This window comes from Hyphomonas polymorpha PS728, assembly GCF_000685315.1.
GTDB classification, from domain to species: domain Bacteria; phylum Pseudomonadota; class Alphaproteobacteria; order Caulobacterales; family Hyphomonadaceae; genus Hyphomonas; species Hyphomonas polymorpha.
In genome coordinates this window covers 50,999-66,939 of sequence record NZ_ARYM01000003.1, presented here as the reverse complement: position 1 = coordinate 66,939, position 15,941 = coordinate 50,999, and the positions used below count along the sequence as shown (strand labels likewise).

Here is a 15,941-nt window from a genome sequence, read left to right as displayed (position 1 = left end):
GAAACCCGGCAGTGACCTAGCGTCCCATCCTGCCTGTGTCCAGCAAATCGCCCGTCAGGCGAGTGTCAGGTGAAAATCGCTCAGGCCCCGCCCAGCAAAACCTGCGCTGCCAGCCAGGTCGAAAGTGCAACCACAAGCAGCATGGTGAGAATGCGCATCAGCCGGCTTTCATTCTGCGGCGTAAAGGCGGCCTCGAGACGGGAATGCAGAACATGAACGGGGGAATGGTGGCCCGTGCGCGCCGGCGCCTCTGCCATTTCGTCGGCCGGCTTGGCGGCGGGCGTTTCCGGTTCCCGGTCATGGGGTTTCTTGACGGCGTTCATGGGGTCACCCTTGGGATCTGTTTGTCCCGAATTGTCCGGATTTGTCCCAAAACTGGCCTAACATCGCCCTAACGCGGCAGTGAAAATTCCAGATAACGCTCCGAAATGGCCGGTAATATCAGCGATTTGCACGCTCCAGCCGCCCGCTGTCGTTTTTCCGGACGCCAAAAACATCCGCCAGCGTCTGCGCCGAAAGCGCCGCCTCCGGCGCGCCATCGGCGACCAGCGCGCCCGCCTGCATCACAAGAATGCGCGGGCAAAACCGCGCCGCCAGTTCCAGATCGTGCAGCACGATCAGCAGCGTTCGCCCCGCCTTCGCCTCCGTCGTCAATGCCTGCATCAGGTCCAGCTGATGCGCCACATCCAGCGCTGCGCACGGCTCGTCCAGCAACAGCACCGGCGCCGGCGACGCCAGCAGCCGCGCCAGATGCACCCGCGCCTGCTCCCCGCCGGAAAGTGCCTCAAACGGCCGCCCGGAAAGATGGGTCGCGTCGGCCTTGTCCAACGCCTCGCGCACCGCGGCCTGATCGGCCGGCCCCATGCGGTCGAACGGTGCCGGCGCCTGCGCAAACCGCCCCAGCGCCACTACATCCTCCACCCTCAGGTTCCAGGCCACTGGCCGGGTCTGAGGCAGCCAGGCCAGATACTTTGCCCGCTCCCGCACGCTCAGCTTGTCCGCCGGGGCGCTGCTTATGCGAACCTCTCCCTGGCAAGGCACCACGCCCGCCAGCGCCTTCAGCACCGAACTCTTGCCCGCGCCGTTGGGGCCAACCAGCGCAGCCATCTCGCCATTGGTCAGCCAGAAGGACACGTCCCGCGCCACATCCCGGCCATTCAGCGTCACGCTCAGATGCTCCGCCGAAATCATGACGACGCCCTCCCCAGCCGCGCCGCGATCCAGATGAAAACCGGCCCGCCCACCAGCGCCGCCGCCACGCCCAGCTTCAGCTCCTGCTGGAAGGGCAGCACGCGGATCGCAATATCCGCCGCCATCAGGATGATGCCCGCCAGCAGCGCCGACGGGATCAGCAGCCGTTGCGGGTCATACCGCACGAACGGCCGGATCACATGCGGCGCCACGATACCGACAAAGCCGATGGTGCCCGCTGTCGCCACGCTGGCGCCCGCCAGCAGCGACGTGCCGCCAATCACCAGCAGGCGAATGCGCCGGGGGTCTGCGCCCAGGCTGTTTGCCGTCTCGTCGCCAAAGCTCAGCGCCCGCAGCCCCGGCCCCGCCAGAAACACCAGCGCCGCCCCGATCACCCATCCCGGCGCGCCCAGCAGAATGTCGTGCCAGGACCGGTTGGCGACCGAGCCCATCATCCAGTTCACGAGGTCTGCCAGGCTGTAAGGGTTCGGCGCCATGTTGAGAGCCAGAGATATCAGCGCCCCGGCAAAACTGGAAAGCCCGATGCCGATCAGCAGCAGCGTCACACTGCCTGCCCCGCGCATCGCCGCAAACACCAGCAGCAGCGTGGCCACGCCCGCGCCCAGGATGGCCGCCACCGGCACAGCAAAACTGTTCACCGCCGCAAAGCCGAAGAAGATCGCCACCACCGCGCCCAAAGCAGAGAAGGCAGACACACCCAGCACGCCCGGCTCGGCCAGCGGGTTCTGCAACAATCCCTGCAACCCCGCCCCCGCAAGCCCCAACGCTGCGCCCACGGCAAACGCCGCGACCGCGCGCGGCAGGCGCAATTCCCAGACAATCGCCTGCACACGCGCGTCGCCCTGCCCGGCAAGCGCAGCCAGCGCGTCCCCGATCGGCACTGCGGCCGTGCCCAACAGCCCGGAGATCGCAAACAGAACCGCCGCCACCAGCGCCAGCCCGAGCGTCAAGCGGCTCATCGCGCCGCCTCCAGCGCGGCGGCAATATCGGCCGCCTCATCCGCCACGAACCAGGCGCCGCAGGACACGCGGGACTCGTCCATATCAATCACCTGCGCCTTCGCCATCAGCCGCCGCATCACCGGATGGCGCGAGACAGACCAGCTGTCGGTCGCATCATCATCAAACCCGAAAAACGCCGCCAGCATCAGCCCCGGCGGCTCCATCACCAGACTTTCCAGCGGCAGACTTGTCCAGCCCGTTCCGGCATTGGCGTTCTCAAGACCCGCATGCGTCATGATCGAGGCGATCATCGTATCCTTGCCCGCGCTCACCCCGCCCGGTGTCACATACAGCGCCGCCCGCCCGCTCGGCGCAGCCGGCTTGGGCGCTGCCGCCAGAATAGCCTCCGCCCGCGGCCCCTGCCCGATGGCGGAGGCTACCTCGCGCAGCAGGTCGCCCGTGCCGTCTACGTCATTTGCATAGCCGATCTGGACCGTGCGGATGCCGAAACGCTGGTAAAGCGCCAGCGCCCGCGCGTCCCCGCCCCAGCTGCGCACGACAACCTCCGGGGCGAGCGCGACGACATCCTCCGCCGCCGCGCGCACCTTGGGAATGCCTGCCGCCTTGTCCCTCAGATGGCTGAACTGTCGTTCGCTATCCTTTGAGAGCGCAAGTATCTGCTCCCGGTCTGCCAGCGCCAGCACGAACTGATCGGCGCAATAGTCCAGGGACACAATTGTAGGGCTGGCCGGCTCTGCCGAAGCAAAGCCGGTCAGCCCTATCAGGAGCAAGGCGGCAAGCCTCAGTCTCACTTCAGTTTCAGCCCGATGAATACACCGGCACCGGGGCCATTATAGCCATAGATGTCAGTGGCGGTTTCATCGAAGATGTTCTCGCCGCGCAAGGTCACCGCAATGCGATCCGTGAGCGGATATTCTGCCGTGATGGACGCCAGCGTGTAGGCACCCAGCGTCACCGGGCGGGCCGGAAACGGTCCGAAATCCGTGTCGCCCTGATCGCCCACATAATCGAGCGCCGCGCCCAGCCGCAGGCCATCCGGCCTCACCGTCCAGTCAATCGCCAGCGAAGCGGTGGCATCCGGAATGCGGATTTCATCCACGCCGTTATTGTCCTGCGAGTCAAAGAAGGTCGCCTGGCCGGAGACCGCCAGATTTGCCAGCGCCTGCCAGCGCGCCGCCAGCTCGACACCGCTGCGCTCGCTGTCAGTGGCGCGGTTCGCCGCTGTGGAGGTAAAATCCGGATTGAAGGCGGTGTAGATCTCGTTCTCCAGATCGGCACTGAAATAGGCCGCCGAATAGCTGAACGTGCCGACCGTCTGTTCCCAACCGATTTCCCAGCTGGTGGACTCTTCCGGCTTCAGGTCCGGATTGCCGACGAAGCTGCCGGGGAAGAAGCCGAACAGTTCCGTGAACGTTGGATTTTTCACGCCCGTGCCAACAGAGCCGCGAATGCGCCCGTTCACCTGATCGAACGCATACCCCGCGCCCAGACGCCAGGTGGTGGCATCGTCAAACCGGCCCTTGTTGTCGTCATGACGCGCCGATGCGGAGAAGTCGAAAGCGCCGGCCGCAAGGCGGTATTCACCGGCAAACCCGACAGATTCAAACGCTTCGGACGCATCGGTCCCGCCACCATACTGAACGTCGCGGCGATCATAGGTTTCGCGCTCATAGTCCACCAGACCGGTCAGCGTGTGGATACCGCTGGTATAGCTCGGCGACCAGGCAAGTTTCGTGCGCTTGCCCTTGGCATCATCCGTCTTTGCGCCGCCACTGAAATTGTCCCGCTCCACCTGATTGAAGCTGGCACGGATCACATGATCCAGGGGCCCAAAGGCGCCCGTCAGCGCGCCGCCGATCAACCACTGATCCGCCTCAGTGCGATTGTCAGTGTCGTTGAGAAGCCCGTCATAATCCGTATCCGAATCGAATTCAGACTCCGTCTGCCGCGCCAGGCCAACCAGAGACAGCGCCCAGTCCGCCCCCAGATCAAGCTTGCTGGTCAGCAGGCCGGAGAACGCTTCAGAGCCATCCTTGCCGCCGCCCGTGCCAGAGGAGTCCACGCCATCAGTCGCAAAGCCGGTAACCGCTGCACCAAAATTTGGCCCACCAAACCCCGCAGCGCCGCGCACGGTGCCAAAGCTGCCCGCCTCCGCAGAAGCGTTGAACCCTGCTTCCCGCGCCGCCGAAAGCGACACCACGCCGCCGATCGCGTCTGATCCGTGGATCGAAGACGCCGCCCCGCGCAACACTTCGATCCGCCCAACCGGCAGCGCCGTCAGCAGGCCGAAATCTGTCTCACCATTCACCGGATCGGAAATCTCGATGCCTTCAAACAGGACGAGCGTATGGTTGGCCTCGGCCCCGCGCATCCGCACCTGGGTCAAGCCACCAACGCTTCCCGCACGGGAAACGGCCACCCCCGGAACAGCGCGCAGCTGGTCTACGGGGTTGGGTGACAGGCGAACGGCCAGATCGTCCACCGTCAGTACGGATACGGAAGATGTCACGCTGTCGAGTTCGACCGGGCGCAGGCCGGAAACTTCGATGGGATCAAGCACGCGGGCTTCTTCAGCCTGCGCGAGAGAAGCATTGAGAACAAGCGCAGACGCGCCCATGAGGGTAAGTCTGAGGAACATGGGTCCACAGGTCCTTCTTTGGCCGGAGGATGTGCGTTGCCTCCCCGCGGCGGGTTCATGACATGTCGCATGAACGGAAGGTGCCTTCCGCGGCCCTACGCCTGTTCCCGGACGGCGAGCCAACGACGGCAACAGGCAGGTCTCCTGACTTTGCGGATCATCGCCGGAGAGAGCTGCCTTCCCGGTTTCCCAGTGGCGTATGGCTCTCACGGCTCCCCGCTCACAGTTACGGGCATAGCGCCGGATTCCCACCGGCTTCCCTTTTCACCCGGACTTTACCGGGCACCTGTCGCGTGAAGGCGCTGTAATGCGGATTTTGCGGGGCGGCAAGCGCCTCAAAGACTGTTCAGCAGGTGCCCGCCATCCACAACGAGCGTCGAGCCGGTAATGAAGCTGCCCGCGTCCGACGCCAGCAGAAGCAGCGGCCCGGCCAGTTCGTTGATGTCGCCGATGCGGCGCATGGCGATCCGGCGGATCATCTGCATGCCCTGCTCGCTGTCGAGGAAATCGTCATTGATCTCGGTCTTGAAATAGCCCGGCGCGATCGCGTTCACGCGTACCCCATAACGGGCCATTTCCAGCGCCATCTGGCGGGTCATGTGGTCAACGCCCGCCTTGGAGACACAGTATGCCGTGGTCATCGCTTGCGGATGGAGGCCGGTGATCGAGGCGATGTTGATGATCGAGCCCTTCGCCTTGGCCGCCACCATCGCATTGGCGCCATGCTTGGCCACGCGCCACACGCCGGTAAGGTTGGTGTCGATCACCGCGTTCCAGTCTTCCTCGCTCATGTCGCGGAACCAACCCTCGCGGGACATGCCAGAATTGTTGACGATGATGTCGGCGGGCCGGCCGAGTGCTTCCTTGATCGAGTCGAAGGCGGCCACGATGCTGCCGTCATCGGTCACGTCCATCGCCACCGAAAGCGCATTGCCGCCTTTGCGGTTGATCGCGGCGGCAACCTCTTCCAGACGGTCCATCCGGCGTGCCGCAAGGACAACGGTTGCCCCGGCATCGGACAGAACATGCGCAAAATGGCGCCCCAGACCGCTTGACGCTCCGGTAACCAGAGCCACGCGATTAGCCAGACTAAACATACTCATGCCCTAAACCCTCAAAATAACTATTGCACGGCGCAAAGTTTAACCTAATCCAGAGCGCCATGAAGATATCAGTGCTCAAAGAACGGCGACCCGGCGAGACCCGCGTGGCGGCAACTCCGGAGACAGTCAAGAAGCTAATTGGCCTTGGCCACACGGTCACGGTCGAGGGAGGAGCGGGAACCGTTGCCGGTTTCCTGGACGCAGCCTTTACCGAAGCAGGCGCCAGTATTGCTGGCTCGGCGGCTGAGGCGGCGAAGGGCGCAGACATTGTATTCAAGGTCCGCCGCCCGGAGCCTGGCGAGATCGGCGCCCTGCCCGATGGCGCCGCGCTGATCGCGCTGATGGAGCCCTTTGCCTATCCGGCCGAGGAACTCGCTGCGCTGAACGCGAAGAATATCGCGGCGCTCTCGATGGAATTCACGCCCCGAATCACGCGCGCCCAGTCGATGGATGCGCTGTCATCCCAGTCAAACCTGGCTGGCTACCGCGCCGTCATCGAAGGGGCGCAGATCTATGGCCGCGCCATGCCGATGATGATGACGGCGGCCGGCACGGTTGCCCCGGCGAAAGTCTTCATCATGGGCGCCGGTGTGGCCGGCCTCCAGGCCATCGCCACCGCCCGCCGCCTCGGCGCGGTCGTCACGGCAAACGATGTCCGCCCCGCCGCCAAGGAACAGGTCGCCTCGCTCGGCGCCAAGTTCATCGCGGTAGAGGATGACGAGTTCAAGGCGGCCGAAACCTCCGGCGGCTACGCCAAGGAAATGTCGCCGGAATACCAGGCGAAGCAGGCCGCACTGACCGCCAGCCACATCGCCAAGCAGGATATCGTCGTCACCACGGCGCTGATCCCCGGCCGCCCCGCGCCGGTGCTGATCACCGAAGAAATGGTGCGCTCGATGAAGCCCGGCTCGGTCATCGTCGACATGGCCGTCTCCCAGGGTGGCAACTGCCCGCTCTCGAAGGCCGATGAGATCGTCGATGTCGGCGGCGTGAAAGTGGCCGGTTTCTCAAACCTGCCCGCCCGCCTGCCGGCCGACGCCTCGTCTCTCTACGCCAAAAACCTGCTCGCCTTCCTTCCGCTGATCACAGCCGAAGGCGGCGCCCTCACCCTCGACACCGAGGATGAAGTCGTCGTCGCCATGCTGCTCACCCGGAACGGCGCAACCGTTAGCGAAAGGCTGAAGTGATGAAACGCGCTCTTGCCAGCTCCCTCGCCCTCGCCGCCTTCGCGCTCCCGGCCTTTGCCGATGCTGGCGGCATCAACTCCACCGTGTTCCTGGCGGCGATCTTCGCGCTCGCCTGTTTCGTCGGCTATTACGTCGTCTGGTCGGTTACCCCCGCGCTGCACACGCCGCTGATGGCCGTGACGAACGCGATTTCGTCCGTGATCGTCGTCGGCGCGCTCGTCGCTGCGGCCGCCCATGGCCTCTCCTCGGAAGGCTGGGTCGCCAAGATCCTCGGCGCCATCGCCGTCGCCCTTGCCAGCGTCAACATCTTCGGCGGCTTCCTGGTCACCCAGCGCATGCTCGCCATGTACAAGAAGAAGGGGAGCTGACCTATGGACCAGTTCCATTCCACCTACGCGCCCCTGCTCTATCTCGTCTCGGGCATCCTTTTCATCCTCGCCCTGCGCGGCCTCTCCAGCCCGGCCACCAGCCAGAAGGGCAACCGCAACGGCATGATCGGCATGACCATTGCCGTTGCCACCACCATCATCCTGCTCTGGGATTCGCTGGATCCGGCCACCTGGGCCCTGATGATCGGCGCGGTCGCCATCGGCGGCACCATCGGCGCCATCATCGCGCGTAAAATTCCGATGACGGACATGCCCCAGCTCGTCGCGGCCTTCCACTCGCTCGTCGGCCTCGCCGCCGTGCTCGTGGCGTCCGCTGCGCTGTACGCCCCCGGCAGCTTCGGCATCCTCGGCGTTACCGGCATCAATCCCGTCTCGCTGATCGAACTCGGCCTCGGCTCGGCCATCGGCGCGCTGACCTTCACCGGCTCGGTCATCGCCTTCGCCAAACTCAACGGCAATATGAGCGGCGCGCCGATCCTGCTGCCCGCCCGCCACGTGCTGAACATCGCGCTCGCCGTCGGCATCATCGCCCTGACGGTGATACTCATCCAGTCCGGCGGCACCGCCCATTGGGCCTTCTGGGGGCTGACGGCTCTGGCGCTGATCCTCGGCATCACGCTGATCATCCCGATTGGCGGGGCAGACATGCCCGTCGTCGTCTCGATGCTGAACTCCTATTCCGGCTGGGCCGCGGCGGCGCTGGGCTTCACGCTCGGCAACTTCGCGCTCATCATCACCGGCGCCCTCGTCGGCTCCTCCGGCGCGATCCTCTCTTACATCATGTGTAAGGGCATGAACCGCTCCTTCATCTCGGTCATCCTCGGCGGCTTCGGCGGCGAGGATGCGGCCGCTGCCGCAGGCGGCGCCCGTGTGGACCGTCCGTACAAGAAGGGCTCGGCAGACGACGCCGCCTTCATCATGAAGAACGCCTCCAAGGTCATCATCGTGCCGGGCTATGGCATGGCGGTCGCCCAGGCCCAGCACGCGCTGAAGGAAATGGCCGAAAAGCTGAAAGCCGAAGGCGTCGAAGTGAAATACGCCATCCACCCCGTCGCGGGCCGGATGCCGGGTCACATGAACGTGCTGCTGGCCGAAGCTCAGGTTCCGTATGATGAGGTTTTCGAACTCGAAGACATCAACTCGGAATTCTCCGCCTCGGACGTGGCCTTCGTCATCGGCGCGAACGACGTGACCAACCCGGCGGCAAAGACCGACAAGACCTCGCCGATCTATGGCATGCCCATCCTCGACGTGGAAAACGCCCGCACGGTGCTGTTCATCAAGCGCTCGATGGGCTCGGGCTATGCCGGCATCGAGAACGAGCTGTTCTTCCACGACAACACGATGATGCTCCTGGCCGACGCCAAGAAGATGGTCGAGGATATCGTCAAGGCGCTGTGATCCGGTTAATGCCGGTTGTTGCTTTCGTCACCCTCGATGCGCGCAAGCGCATCTGAGGGCCCATTTCCTGACCCGTCGAACCCGGCGATATCAGTGTGTCGTCATCCCGGAATTTGCGCAGCAAACGTCCGGGACCCAGCGCAAAGAAAGACTGGGTCCCGGTCTTCGCCTTTGGCGAAACCGGGATGACGACCCATAAATGTTACGCATGCGGAAAGTTGAGGAGATGGGCCCTCAGACCGGCTGCGCCGGTCGAGGGTGACGAAACGCAGAGAATTTCAAACGCTCGCCGAGCGTGCCCCAAACACCACGATCTTGTTCTCCACATCATGGCCAATATCCGCCCGGCCAAGATACGCAATGCCACTGCGCGCACACCAATGCCGCGCAATCTCTTCCTCGTCCTGCCCGAAATCGACATCGTTCACCGGAATAGGCCCGCACCGGCCCAGCCGGATGCCCGCCGCCGCGCGCACCGTCTCGCTGGAGGTCAGCGTGAACATCAGCCGGTCCAGCCGGTAATGATACTCGCCCACATCCTCGATCAGCAGCGTCACGCCCGAAAGGTCGGGCGCATGCACCGTCCCGATCAAACTTGCCAGCACACTGATATTATAGGCGGCATATTTCCCCGGCGCGCGCGTGCCCGGCTCCACGCCCGCCTCGCCGTCCGCCCCGCTCAGAAACCCGATCGCCCGGCGCACGGCCGCCTCGCCGCCCTCGCGCAGAATATCCGCCAGCATCGGCCCATGCGCCACCCGGCCAATCCCCTCCCGCGCCAGCCGCGCCAGCAGGAACCCAGTATCGCTATACCCCATATACGTCTTGCGCCGCGCCGCCTCCCCCAGCCGCTCAAATGCGGTCTCCAAGAGCCGGCAAGCCCCATACCCCCCCCGCGCAAACCAGATCGCATCAAGGCTGGGGTCGTTCGCAAACTCCACGAAGGCATCGGCGCGCGCGCTATCCGGCCCGGCGAAATGGCCGCCGCGGAGGAAACATTGGGGATGGAAGATGAGCTCCGCCGCGTCTCCCGCAAGAGCGGTCACGCGATCCGCAATGGACTGATCGAGAGCCCTCCCGGGGGCGACTATGCCGATGCGTATTTCTTTGCTTGTCATCTAATTCTCTTGGGTCAATCAGAACGCTCATATCGCAGGAATGCTATATCAGCATTTTCATGTGGCATGTGATTTCTGTGATAGGTGCGCACCTCAAGTGATAAGGCGAATTCGGAGACCTGCTTTCCAAGAGCCTCAGCAACTATCTCTAGCTTTTGACCTTCAATTTCATCTTGATCCGCCCACCCCCAATCAGCCATTCTTTTGAGGTAGATTTTGCAGTCGGGGACCACATCAACACGCCTCAATACTTCCAACATACACACGCCGGAAACAATTAAAGAGTCACTCGCTTTGTCTATCGCGGGCTGAAGCTGTTCGTACCGGATTGCTTCAACAAATACCCGCTGATCCGGAATCAAAAACGAGTCGAGGTCTAAGTGTTTAGCCCCAATTCTATTGGCCAAATTACTTGCCAATGTGGACTTACCAGAGCCATGCCATCCATCGATGGTGACAATGCACGTCCGTGCCACAACAGCTCGAAGGGTGCTTAAAAGCTCATCTATGTCTCGCACTTCAATCATATCGGACGTTCCCAATAGGCGCGCAACTCCCACAGTTCTGATGAATATACAAAGCTGCACAATCCACTACATTGAGTTTCAGATTTCATAGTTATGACTGAGCCTGCATGACTCACCCCACCTCCTACTTCTTCTGCGGCATTGGCGGCTCCGGCATGTTGCCTTTGGCCCTGATCCTGCTCGATCAGGGCCATATCATCGAGGGCTCTGACCGCTCGCTGGATCAGGGACGCACACCTGCGAAGTTTGACTATCTGCGGTCTCGCGGCATCCGCCTCTATCCGCAGGATGGCAGCGGGGTGACGCGGGCCGAGCAGGTCGTCGTCGCCTCGGCCGCCGTGGAAGACACCGTGCCCGATATTGCCGCCGCCCTGCGTGTCGGCGCGAAGCGGATGAGCCGGGCGCAGATGCTCTCGGCCCTCTTCAACGCCGCGCCCACAGCCATTGGCGTGGCGGGCACGAGCGGCAAATCCACCACCACCGGCATGATCGCCTGGATACTCCACACGCTGCGCAAAAGCCCCACCGTGATGAACGGCGCCGTGATGAAGAATTTCCAGACACCGGACGCCCTCTTCGCCAGCTCCCTCGTCGGCAACAGTGGCATCTTCGTTTCCGAGGTCGATGAAAGCGATGGCTCCATCGCCGGCTATAATCCGCGCGTCGCCGTCATCTCGAACATCTCGCTCGACCATAAATCGATGGACGAGCTGCGCGCGCTCTTTGGCGGCTTTGCATCCCGCGCCGAAACGGTCGTGCTGAACCTCGACAATGACGAAACCGCCCGCATGGCAGCGGATTTCCCCGAAGCGATCACCTACAGCCTCGAGAACCCCGCCGCCCGCCTCACGGCGCGCGACATTGCGCCCGCGCCCACCCATATCACTTTCTCCGTACACGACCAACAAAGCGGCGAGACCGCTTCCATCCGCCTCGCCACGCCGGGGCGCCACAACGCCTCCAATGCCCTCGCCGCCATTGCCGCCACCCTGGCCTGCGGCGTCACGCTGGCAGAGGCTGCCGAAGCGCTCGGCAGCTTCGCCGGCATCTCCCGCCGCTTCGATGTGATCGGCACGACAAGCGGCGTCACCGTGATTGATGATTTCGGCCACAACCCGGACAAGATCACCGCCACCCTGCGCACCGTGAACCAGTTCCCAGGCCGCGTCCTCGTGATGTTCCAGCCCCACGGCTTTGGCCCCCTGCGCAACATGCGCCGCGAATTTGCCGAATGCTTTGCGGAGAATCTGGACGCTGAAGACATCCTCCTGATGCCGGAGCCGGCTTACTTTGGCGGCACGGTAGACCGCTCGGTCGGCAGTCAGGATCTCGCCGCAGACATCCGCGCCCTTGGCCGCCAGGCCGAAGCACTGGGCGACCGCGCCGCCTGCGGCGCCCGCCTTCTGGAGCTGGCTGAACCCGGCGACCGTATCCTCGTCATGGGCGCGCGCGATGACACCCTCACCCTCTTCGCGCAGGAGCTTCTGGCCAGCCTCAAGGCGCGGCCGAAGGGGTGAAAAACTCCAACGCCGTTGGAGCTTTTGCCCCTCCGTTGGAGGAATGGTTGGAGTTTTTTTGGGGAGCTTTCGAGGGCGTTTTCAGCCCCCGCCGCCCTGCCCGATATAGCCGAGCGTCGTTGCCAGGCGGATGGTCTGCGAGCGCCCTGAAACGCCCAGCTTGCGGCTGGCATTGGTCATGTGGAAGCGCACCGTGGGGGCCGAAACGCCCATGATGGTGGCGATTTCAGCGTCCGTTTTCCCCGCCGCCGCCCATTTCAGGCACTGGGCTTCCCGGCGGGTAAACTCCACCAGTTCCGTCGCCGCCGCGGGCAACGCCGCGTCGCGATAAGCGGACAGGAAGCGCAGCGCCAGCAGGTAAAGCCTTGGCCCATGTGCCTTGAAAATACTGGGAATATCGGCTGATGCGTCATCCGTCGCCCAGACGACGGCGCCAATCACCCCCATCGGCGAATGGATCGGCGCAATGATCGCCCCCTGCACCCCATAAGAGCCATAGGCCTCCGGATCGATGCGCTGGTTCACCCCCTCCAGCGCACGCACCTGCCGCCAGCTGTGCATCTTGCCCTGATGATAATAAAAGGGTTCTCCGCAGACGCGCACCACACGGATGATGCCCGCGCGCAGGGCAAAGGCCCGGTCTTTCCAATAGGCGAGGTTCGGGTCCACCCAGCGGAACACCGTCTCGGCCAGCGGCCGGCCATCATCGCCCACCACCGGCGAGGGGTCTGAAAGGTCGGCGCTGACAGCAATATAGGGCAGGCCGATGTCCCGCCCGGCCTGGTCGATCTCCCGCGCCAGGCGCATGACCTCGCCGAATGCCGGTTCGCGGCCGTCGCTGTCCATCAAAAGGGGCCCTATCAATTCCGTCAGCTTGCCTCGCGCTGACCCGCTTGCTCCAACTTCAGAAAGCCAGAGAAAAAGCCGGGAGGCGACGCAATGAACCTAGATCTGTCACCGCAGGATATCGAATTTCAGCAAGAAGTGCGAGCCTTCCTCAAGGACAAGCTGACCCCGGAACTGGCCGCTGCCGGGCGCTTGGCCACCAGCGTTTTCATCGAGCCGGAATTCACCCTGCCCTGGCAGCGCATTCTGCATGAACGCGGCTGGGTGGCGCCGCATTGGCCGAAGGAATATGGCGGCCCCGGCTGGAGCGAGATGCAGCGCTATATCTTCGCCAGCGAGTGCGCCCGCGCGGGCGCGCCGGGGCTGGCGCCGATGGGGCTGGGCATGGTGGGGCCGTGCATCATCGGTTACGGCACGCCGGAACAGAAAGCCCATTACCTGCCGCGGATTCTCTCGGGCGAGGACTATTGGTGCCAGGGCTATTCGGAGCCGGGCTCGGGCTCTGATCTGGCGTCGTTGCAGCTGCGGGCGGTGAGTGATGGCGACGATTACGTGCTGAATGGCACCAAGATCTGGACCACCCATGCCCATCACGCCAACAAGATGTTCTGTCTGGTGCGGACTGATCCTGAGGCCAAGCAACAGAAGGGCATCACCTTCCTGCTGCTGGACATGAACACGCCGGGAATCAAGGTCGCTCCGATCATCACGCTGGCGGGGGAGCATGAGCTGAACCAGGTGTTCTTCGATGATGTGCGGGTGCCCAAATCCGGCCGTCTGGGCGAGGAGAATGATGGCTGGTCGGTCGCAAAATATCTTTTGGAATTCGAGCGTTCGGGCGGCTCCTCCGCAGGGCTGGAGGCCGGGATCGCGCGGCTGCAACGCTATGTGACGGGGCTGGGCGAGGCAGACCTGATGCGGCGGGTGGCGGAGCTGTCCACCGGGCTGGAGGCGATCAAGGGCACAGAGCAGCGCATTCTCTCCGCCGTTTCCAGTGGCAAGCCGCCGGGGCCGGCCGCATCAATGCTTAAGATTCAACGCACTGAGCTGATGCAGGCAGTGGATGAGGTGGCCGTGATGGCCAATGGCCTCTATGCGGGCGTTCACCAGCTGGAGGCGGTCCACCCCCTTTCCAACACGCCGCCGGTTGGGCCTGCGGAGCTGGTGACGGCCATGCCCCGCTATCTCAATAACCGGGCCGGCTCGATCTATGGCGGGTCCAATGAGGTGCAGCGGGGGATCATCGCCAAGGGGGTGCTCGGACTTTAGGAGGGTGGCGTAATTTTTTTGCTGGAAGGCTACGAAGGGGCTGGTACGCCACAAAACCTTGTAAAAACAAGGAGTTTTTGCGACAATTCCGGTTATCCAGCGGACAGGACGCGGACACGGGCGGACACTTCCGGACATTTTCGGACAAATCCGGACAGCTTCGGCCACCCCCGTGACAGACAGGGCGCCTATTGATCGACGCGATACCCCCCGCGCCAGACTTCGGCGAGGGAGCGGGTGGCGCGGATGTCTACCGTTGGATCGGCCTCCAGCACCAGGAAGTCTGCCACGAAGCCAGGCGCAAGCTGGCCGCGATCAGAAAGCCCCATCAGGGCCGCGCCGTTTGCGGTGGCCGCCGCCAGCGCTTCTGTTGGTGTCATGCCGGCCAGTACGAGCAGCTCAAGCTCCCGGTGTTCGGCAAAGCCCGGGATGCGCAGCGCCGTAGCGCCGGAATCAGTGCCAAGGGCGACCTTCACCCCTGCAGCATGCAGACGCTGCAGATTGCGCAGATTGTTCATCACCGCCATCCGGGCGCTTCCGGCGCCGTCCAGCGCGCGCTGGCGCCAGGCCTCATCGCGCAGCTGGGCCTCCAGCTCTGGGCTGAGCGCGGCGAGGAAGAACGGATCTTCCAGCCATTCGGGGTGTTCGGCATAGATATAGTTGGCTTCGTCTATGTTGATCGTGGGGACGTACCAGACATCCTGTTCCAGCATCAGCGCGATGAGTTCCTGATCAACCGGTGCATCCCGCACACCATGGCCGACAATGTCCACACCGGCGCGGATGACGCCCTTGGCATCTTCCAGATCATGGATGTGGGCGGCGGCGCGCAGACCCTGGGCATGGGCCTCTGAAATGGCGGCGGCGTAGATCGCCTCCGGCATTTTCGGCACCTGGCCCCCCATCGGGTCTACCCAGATCTTGATGATGTCGACCCCGGCTTCCGCCGTTTCCCTGACGGCCGCGCGGGCCTCTTCCGGGGTGGCGGGCCGCATCGCCTGATCGGGCATCACGCCCATCCGGTCCATCGGCGGGGCGCCGTCCACCGCGCCGACACCGGCGCCGGCGCCGAAAAGGTCTGCGCCGTCATGACCCGGCCCGCGCAACTCCTTGCGCAGCTCATGGAACAGCGGGCGATTGAGCCCCAGGGCATTCACAGCCACCACGCCATAGCGCTGGAATTGCGCAAGATCGCGCTCCACGGTTTCGCGGCTATAGAAGCGCCCGCCATGTTCGGTGCCAGAAACGGTGCCAACATGGGAATGGGACGCAATCATGCCGGGCATGAGGAAGCGGTCACCATAGTCCAGTATCTCAGCCCCGGCCGGTGCCGCGATCTCCGACTGCGGACCAACCGCCTCGACGCGCCCTTCCCGCACCACGAGGCGGGCATCACGGATCACATCGCGACCATCAAATATGGCGCTGGCATCCACCACCAGCACATCGGTCTGCTGAGGCGCAACACAGGCGGCCAGCGCCGCCAGGGGCGCCATGACGGCAAGGACGGATTTCAGAACAAGCGAGCGGAGCATGTCGGGGCGATCCTTTCTCTGGGGCGACGCGACGGGCAAGGCCAGTTGAGACCGCGTCATCAGGGCGCCGGTTGGCGGCGGCGGGTGCGGTAAGGGAACAGGGATTCCCCTGGCTGACAACCGGCAGACCGGGATTAACCTCACTGCTCAACCCATTGTGAGGCGATCACGCGCAAGCTTGCTCACCGCAAGGGGAGATTTCCGGCGCGCGTCTTTGCGCCGATCAAAGCCTTGAAT

15 protein-coding genes and 1 riboswitch are annotated in these 15,941 nt (G+C 63.9%); of the genes, 5 read left to right on the top strand and 10 right to left on the bottom strand.

Annotation, left to right across the window (positions count from 1 at the left end):
• Nucleotides 1–80: 80 nt before the first annotated feature.
• From HPO_RS03215 to HPO_RS03190, 6 genes are all read right to left on the bottom strand, one after another.
• Entirely contained in the window at nucleotides 81–323 is a 243-nt protein-coding gene (locus HPO_RS03215; RefSeq protein ID WP_035594408.1) for a hypothetical protein, read from the bottom strand.
• Nucleotides 324–441: 118 nt separating this feature from the next.
• Nucleotides 442–1,191 (bottom strand): ABC transporter ATP-binding protein, encoded by a 750-nt coding sequence (locus HPO_RS03210; protein ID WP_051612219.1) that lies wholly within the window; start codon nucleotides 1,189–1,191, stop codon nucleotides 442–444.
• On the bottom strand, nucleotides 1,188–2,171 hold the full coding sequence (locus HPO_RS03205; RefSeq protein ID WP_035594405.1) for a FecCD family ABC transporter permease: 984 nt from the start codon (nucleotides 2,169–2,171) through the stop codon (nucleotides 1,188–1,190). The genes HPO_RS03210 and HPO_RS03205 overlap by 4 nt, the downstream gene beginning before the upstream one ends.
• Nucleotides 2,168–2,944 carry an ABC transporter substrate-binding protein gene (locus HPO_RS03200; RefSeq protein WP_051612218.1) on the bottom strand — a complete coding sequence of 259 codons (777 nt, stop codon included), beginning with the start codon at nucleotides 2,942–2,944 and terminating at the stop codon, nucleotides 2,168–2,170. The genes HPO_RS03205 and HPO_RS03200 overlap by 4 nt, the downstream gene beginning before the upstream one ends.
• A 17-nt stretch (nucleotides 2,945–2,961) precedes the next feature.
• Nucleotides 2,962–4,812 carry a TonB-dependent receptor plug domain-containing protein gene (locus tag HPO_RS03195; RefSeq protein WP_241767855.1) on the bottom strand — a complete coding sequence of 617 codons (1,851 nt, stop codon included), beginning with the start codon at nucleotides 4,810–4,812 and terminating at the stop codon, nucleotides 2,962–2,964.
• A 117-nt stretch (nucleotides 4,813–4,929) separates the two neighbouring features.
• Nucleotides 4,930–5,117: riboswitch (cobalamin riboswitch) on the bottom strand.
• A gap of 30 nt (nucleotides 5,118–5,147) precedes the next feature.
• Nucleotides 5,148–5,915 (bottom strand): SDR family NAD(P)-dependent oxidoreductase, encoded by a 768-nt coding sequence (locus tag HPO_RS03190; protein WP_035594398.1) that lies wholly within the window; start codon nucleotides 5,913–5,915, stop codon nucleotides 5,148–5,150.
• Nucleotides 5,916–5,974: 59 nt separating this feature from the next.
• Between HPO_RS03190 and HPO_RS03185 the strand changes: the two genes are divergently transcribed.
• Genes HPO_RS03185 through HPO_RS03175 form a run of 3 tightly spaced genes read left to right on the top strand, consistent with a single transcriptional unit; the run spans nucleotide 5,975 to nucleotide 8,892 of the window.
• Nucleotides 5,975–7,102: a Re/Si-specific NAD(P)(+) transhydrogenase subunit alpha gene (locus HPO_RS03185; protein ID WP_035594396.1), complete on the top strand. Its 1,128-nt coding sequence runs from the start codon at nucleotides 5,975–5,977 to the stop codon at nucleotides 7,100–7,102.
• On the top strand, nucleotides 7,099–7,470 hold the full coding sequence (locus HPO_RS03180; RefSeq protein WP_370454411.1) for a proton-translocating transhydrogenase family protein: 372 nt from the start codon (nucleotides 7,099–7,101) through the stop codon (nucleotides 7,468–7,470). Before HPO_RS03185 ends, HPO_RS03180 begins: the two co-directional genes overlap by 4 nt.
• 3 nt (nucleotides 7,471–7,473) lie before the next feature.
• Entirely contained in the window at nucleotides 7,474–8,892 is a 1,419-nt protein-coding gene (locus tag HPO_RS03175; RefSeq protein ID WP_035594394.1) for an NAD(P)(+) transhydrogenase (Re/Si-specific) subunit beta, read from the top strand.
• Between the two features lie 278 nt (nucleotides 8,893–9,170).
• Here HPO_RS03175 and HPO_RS03170 read toward each other — a convergent pair whose 3' ends face one another.
• On the bottom strand, nucleotides 9,171–10,010 hold the full coding sequence (locus HPO_RS03170; RefSeq protein ID WP_114105255.1) for an LD-carboxypeptidase: 840 nt from the start codon (nucleotides 10,008–10,010) through the stop codon (nucleotides 9,171–9,173).
• Between the two features lie 14 nt (nucleotides 10,011–10,024).
• On the bottom strand, nucleotides 10,025–10,537 hold the full coding sequence (locus tag HPO_RS03165; protein ID WP_035594392.1) for a nucleoside/nucleotide kinase family protein: 513 nt from the start codon (nucleotides 10,535–10,537) through the stop codon (nucleotides 10,025–10,027).
• Between the two features lie 107 nt (nucleotides 10,538–10,644).
• Here HPO_RS03165 and HPO_RS03160 point away from each other — a divergent pair, with 107 nt between their 5' ends.
• Nucleotides 10,645–12,054, top strand: a complete 1,410-nt coding sequence (locus HPO_RS03160) for a UDP-N-acetylmuramate--L-alanine ligase (protein ID WP_035594390.1) — start codon at nucleotides 10,645–10,647, stop codon at nucleotides 12,052–12,054.
• 81 nt (nucleotides 12,055–12,135) lie between these two features.
• Here HPO_RS03160 and HPO_RS03155 read toward each other — a convergent pair whose 3' ends face one another.
• A complete protein-coding gene (locus HPO_RS03155) occupies nucleotides 12,136–12,900 on the bottom strand; it encodes a helix-turn-helix transcriptional regulator (protein WP_035594388.1) in 765 nt (254 codons plus the stop codon).
• A 93-nt stretch (nucleotides 12,901–12,993) separates the two neighbouring features.
• Here HPO_RS03155 and HPO_RS03150 point away from each other — a divergent pair, with 93 nt between their 5' ends.
• On the top strand, nucleotides 12,994–14,169 hold the full coding sequence (locus tag HPO_RS03150; RefSeq protein WP_035594386.1) for an acyl-CoA dehydrogenase family protein: 1,176 nt from the start codon (nucleotides 12,994–12,996) through the stop codon (nucleotides 14,167–14,169).
• Nucleotides 14,170–14,357: 188 nt separating this feature from the next.
• Here HPO_RS03150 and HPO_RS03145 read toward each other — a convergent pair whose 3' ends face one another.
• Entirely contained in the window at nucleotides 14,358–15,704 is a 1,347-nt protein-coding gene (locus tag HPO_RS03145) for an amidohydrolase family protein (RefSeq protein ID WP_035594384.1), read from the bottom strand.
• Nucleotides 15,705–15,941 lie beyond the last annotated feature (237 nt).

Excerpts from the sequence above, each read along its gene's own strand:
- HPO_RS03215 (WP_035594408.1), bottom strand. The coding sequence starts at position 323 with ATGAACGCCGTCAAGAAACCCCATGACCGGGAACCGGAAACGCCCGCC.
- HPO_RS03210 (WP_051612219.1), bottom strand. The coding sequence starts at position 1,191 with ATGATTTCGGCGGAGCATCTGAGCGTGACGCTGAATGGCCGGGATGTG.
- HPO_RS03205 (WP_035594405.1), bottom strand. The coding sequence starts at position 2,171 with ATGAGCCGCTTGACGCTCGGGCTGGCGCTGGTGGCGGCGGTTCTGTTT.
- HPO_RS03195 (WP_241767855.1), bottom strand. The coding sequence starts at position 4,812 with ATGTTCCTCAGACTTACCCTCATGGGCGCGTCTGCGCTTGTTCTCAAT.
- HPO_RS03190 (WP_035594398.1), bottom strand. The coding sequence starts at position 5,915 with ATGAGTATGTTTAGTCTGGCTAATCGCGTGGCTCTGGTTACCGGAGCG.
- HPO_RS03185 (WP_035594396.1), top strand. The coding sequence starts at position 5,975 with ATGAAGATATCAGTGCTCAAAGAACGGCGACCCGGCGAGACCCGCGTG.
- HPO_RS03175 (WP_035594394.1), top strand. The coding sequence starts at position 7,474 with ATGGACCAGTTCCATTCCACCTACGCGCCCCTGCTCTATCTCGTCTCG.
- HPO_RS03170 (WP_114105255.1), bottom strand. The coding sequence starts at position 10,010 with ATGACAAGCAAAGAAATACGCATCGGCATAGTCGCCCCCGGGAGGGCT.
- HPO_RS03165 (WP_035594392.1), bottom strand. The coding sequence starts at position 10,537 with ATGATTGAAGTGCGAGACATAGATGAGCTTTTAAGCACCCTTCGAGCT.
- HPO_RS03160 (WP_035594390.1), top strand. The coding sequence starts at position 10,645 with ATGACTCACCCCACCTCCTACTTCTTCTGCGGCATTGGCGGCTCCGGC.
- HPO_RS03155 (WP_035594388.1), bottom strand. The coding sequence starts at position 12,900 with ATGGACAGCGACGGCCGCGAACCGGCATTCGGCGAGGTCATGCGCCTG.
- HPO_RS03150 (WP_035594386.1), top strand. The coding sequence starts at position 12,994 with ATGAACCTAGATCTGTCACCGCAGGATATCGAATTTCAGCAAGAAGTG.
- HPO_RS03145 (WP_035594384.1), bottom strand. The coding sequence starts at position 15,704 with ATGCTCCGCTCGCTTGTTCTGAAATCCGTCCTTGCCGTCATGGCGCCC.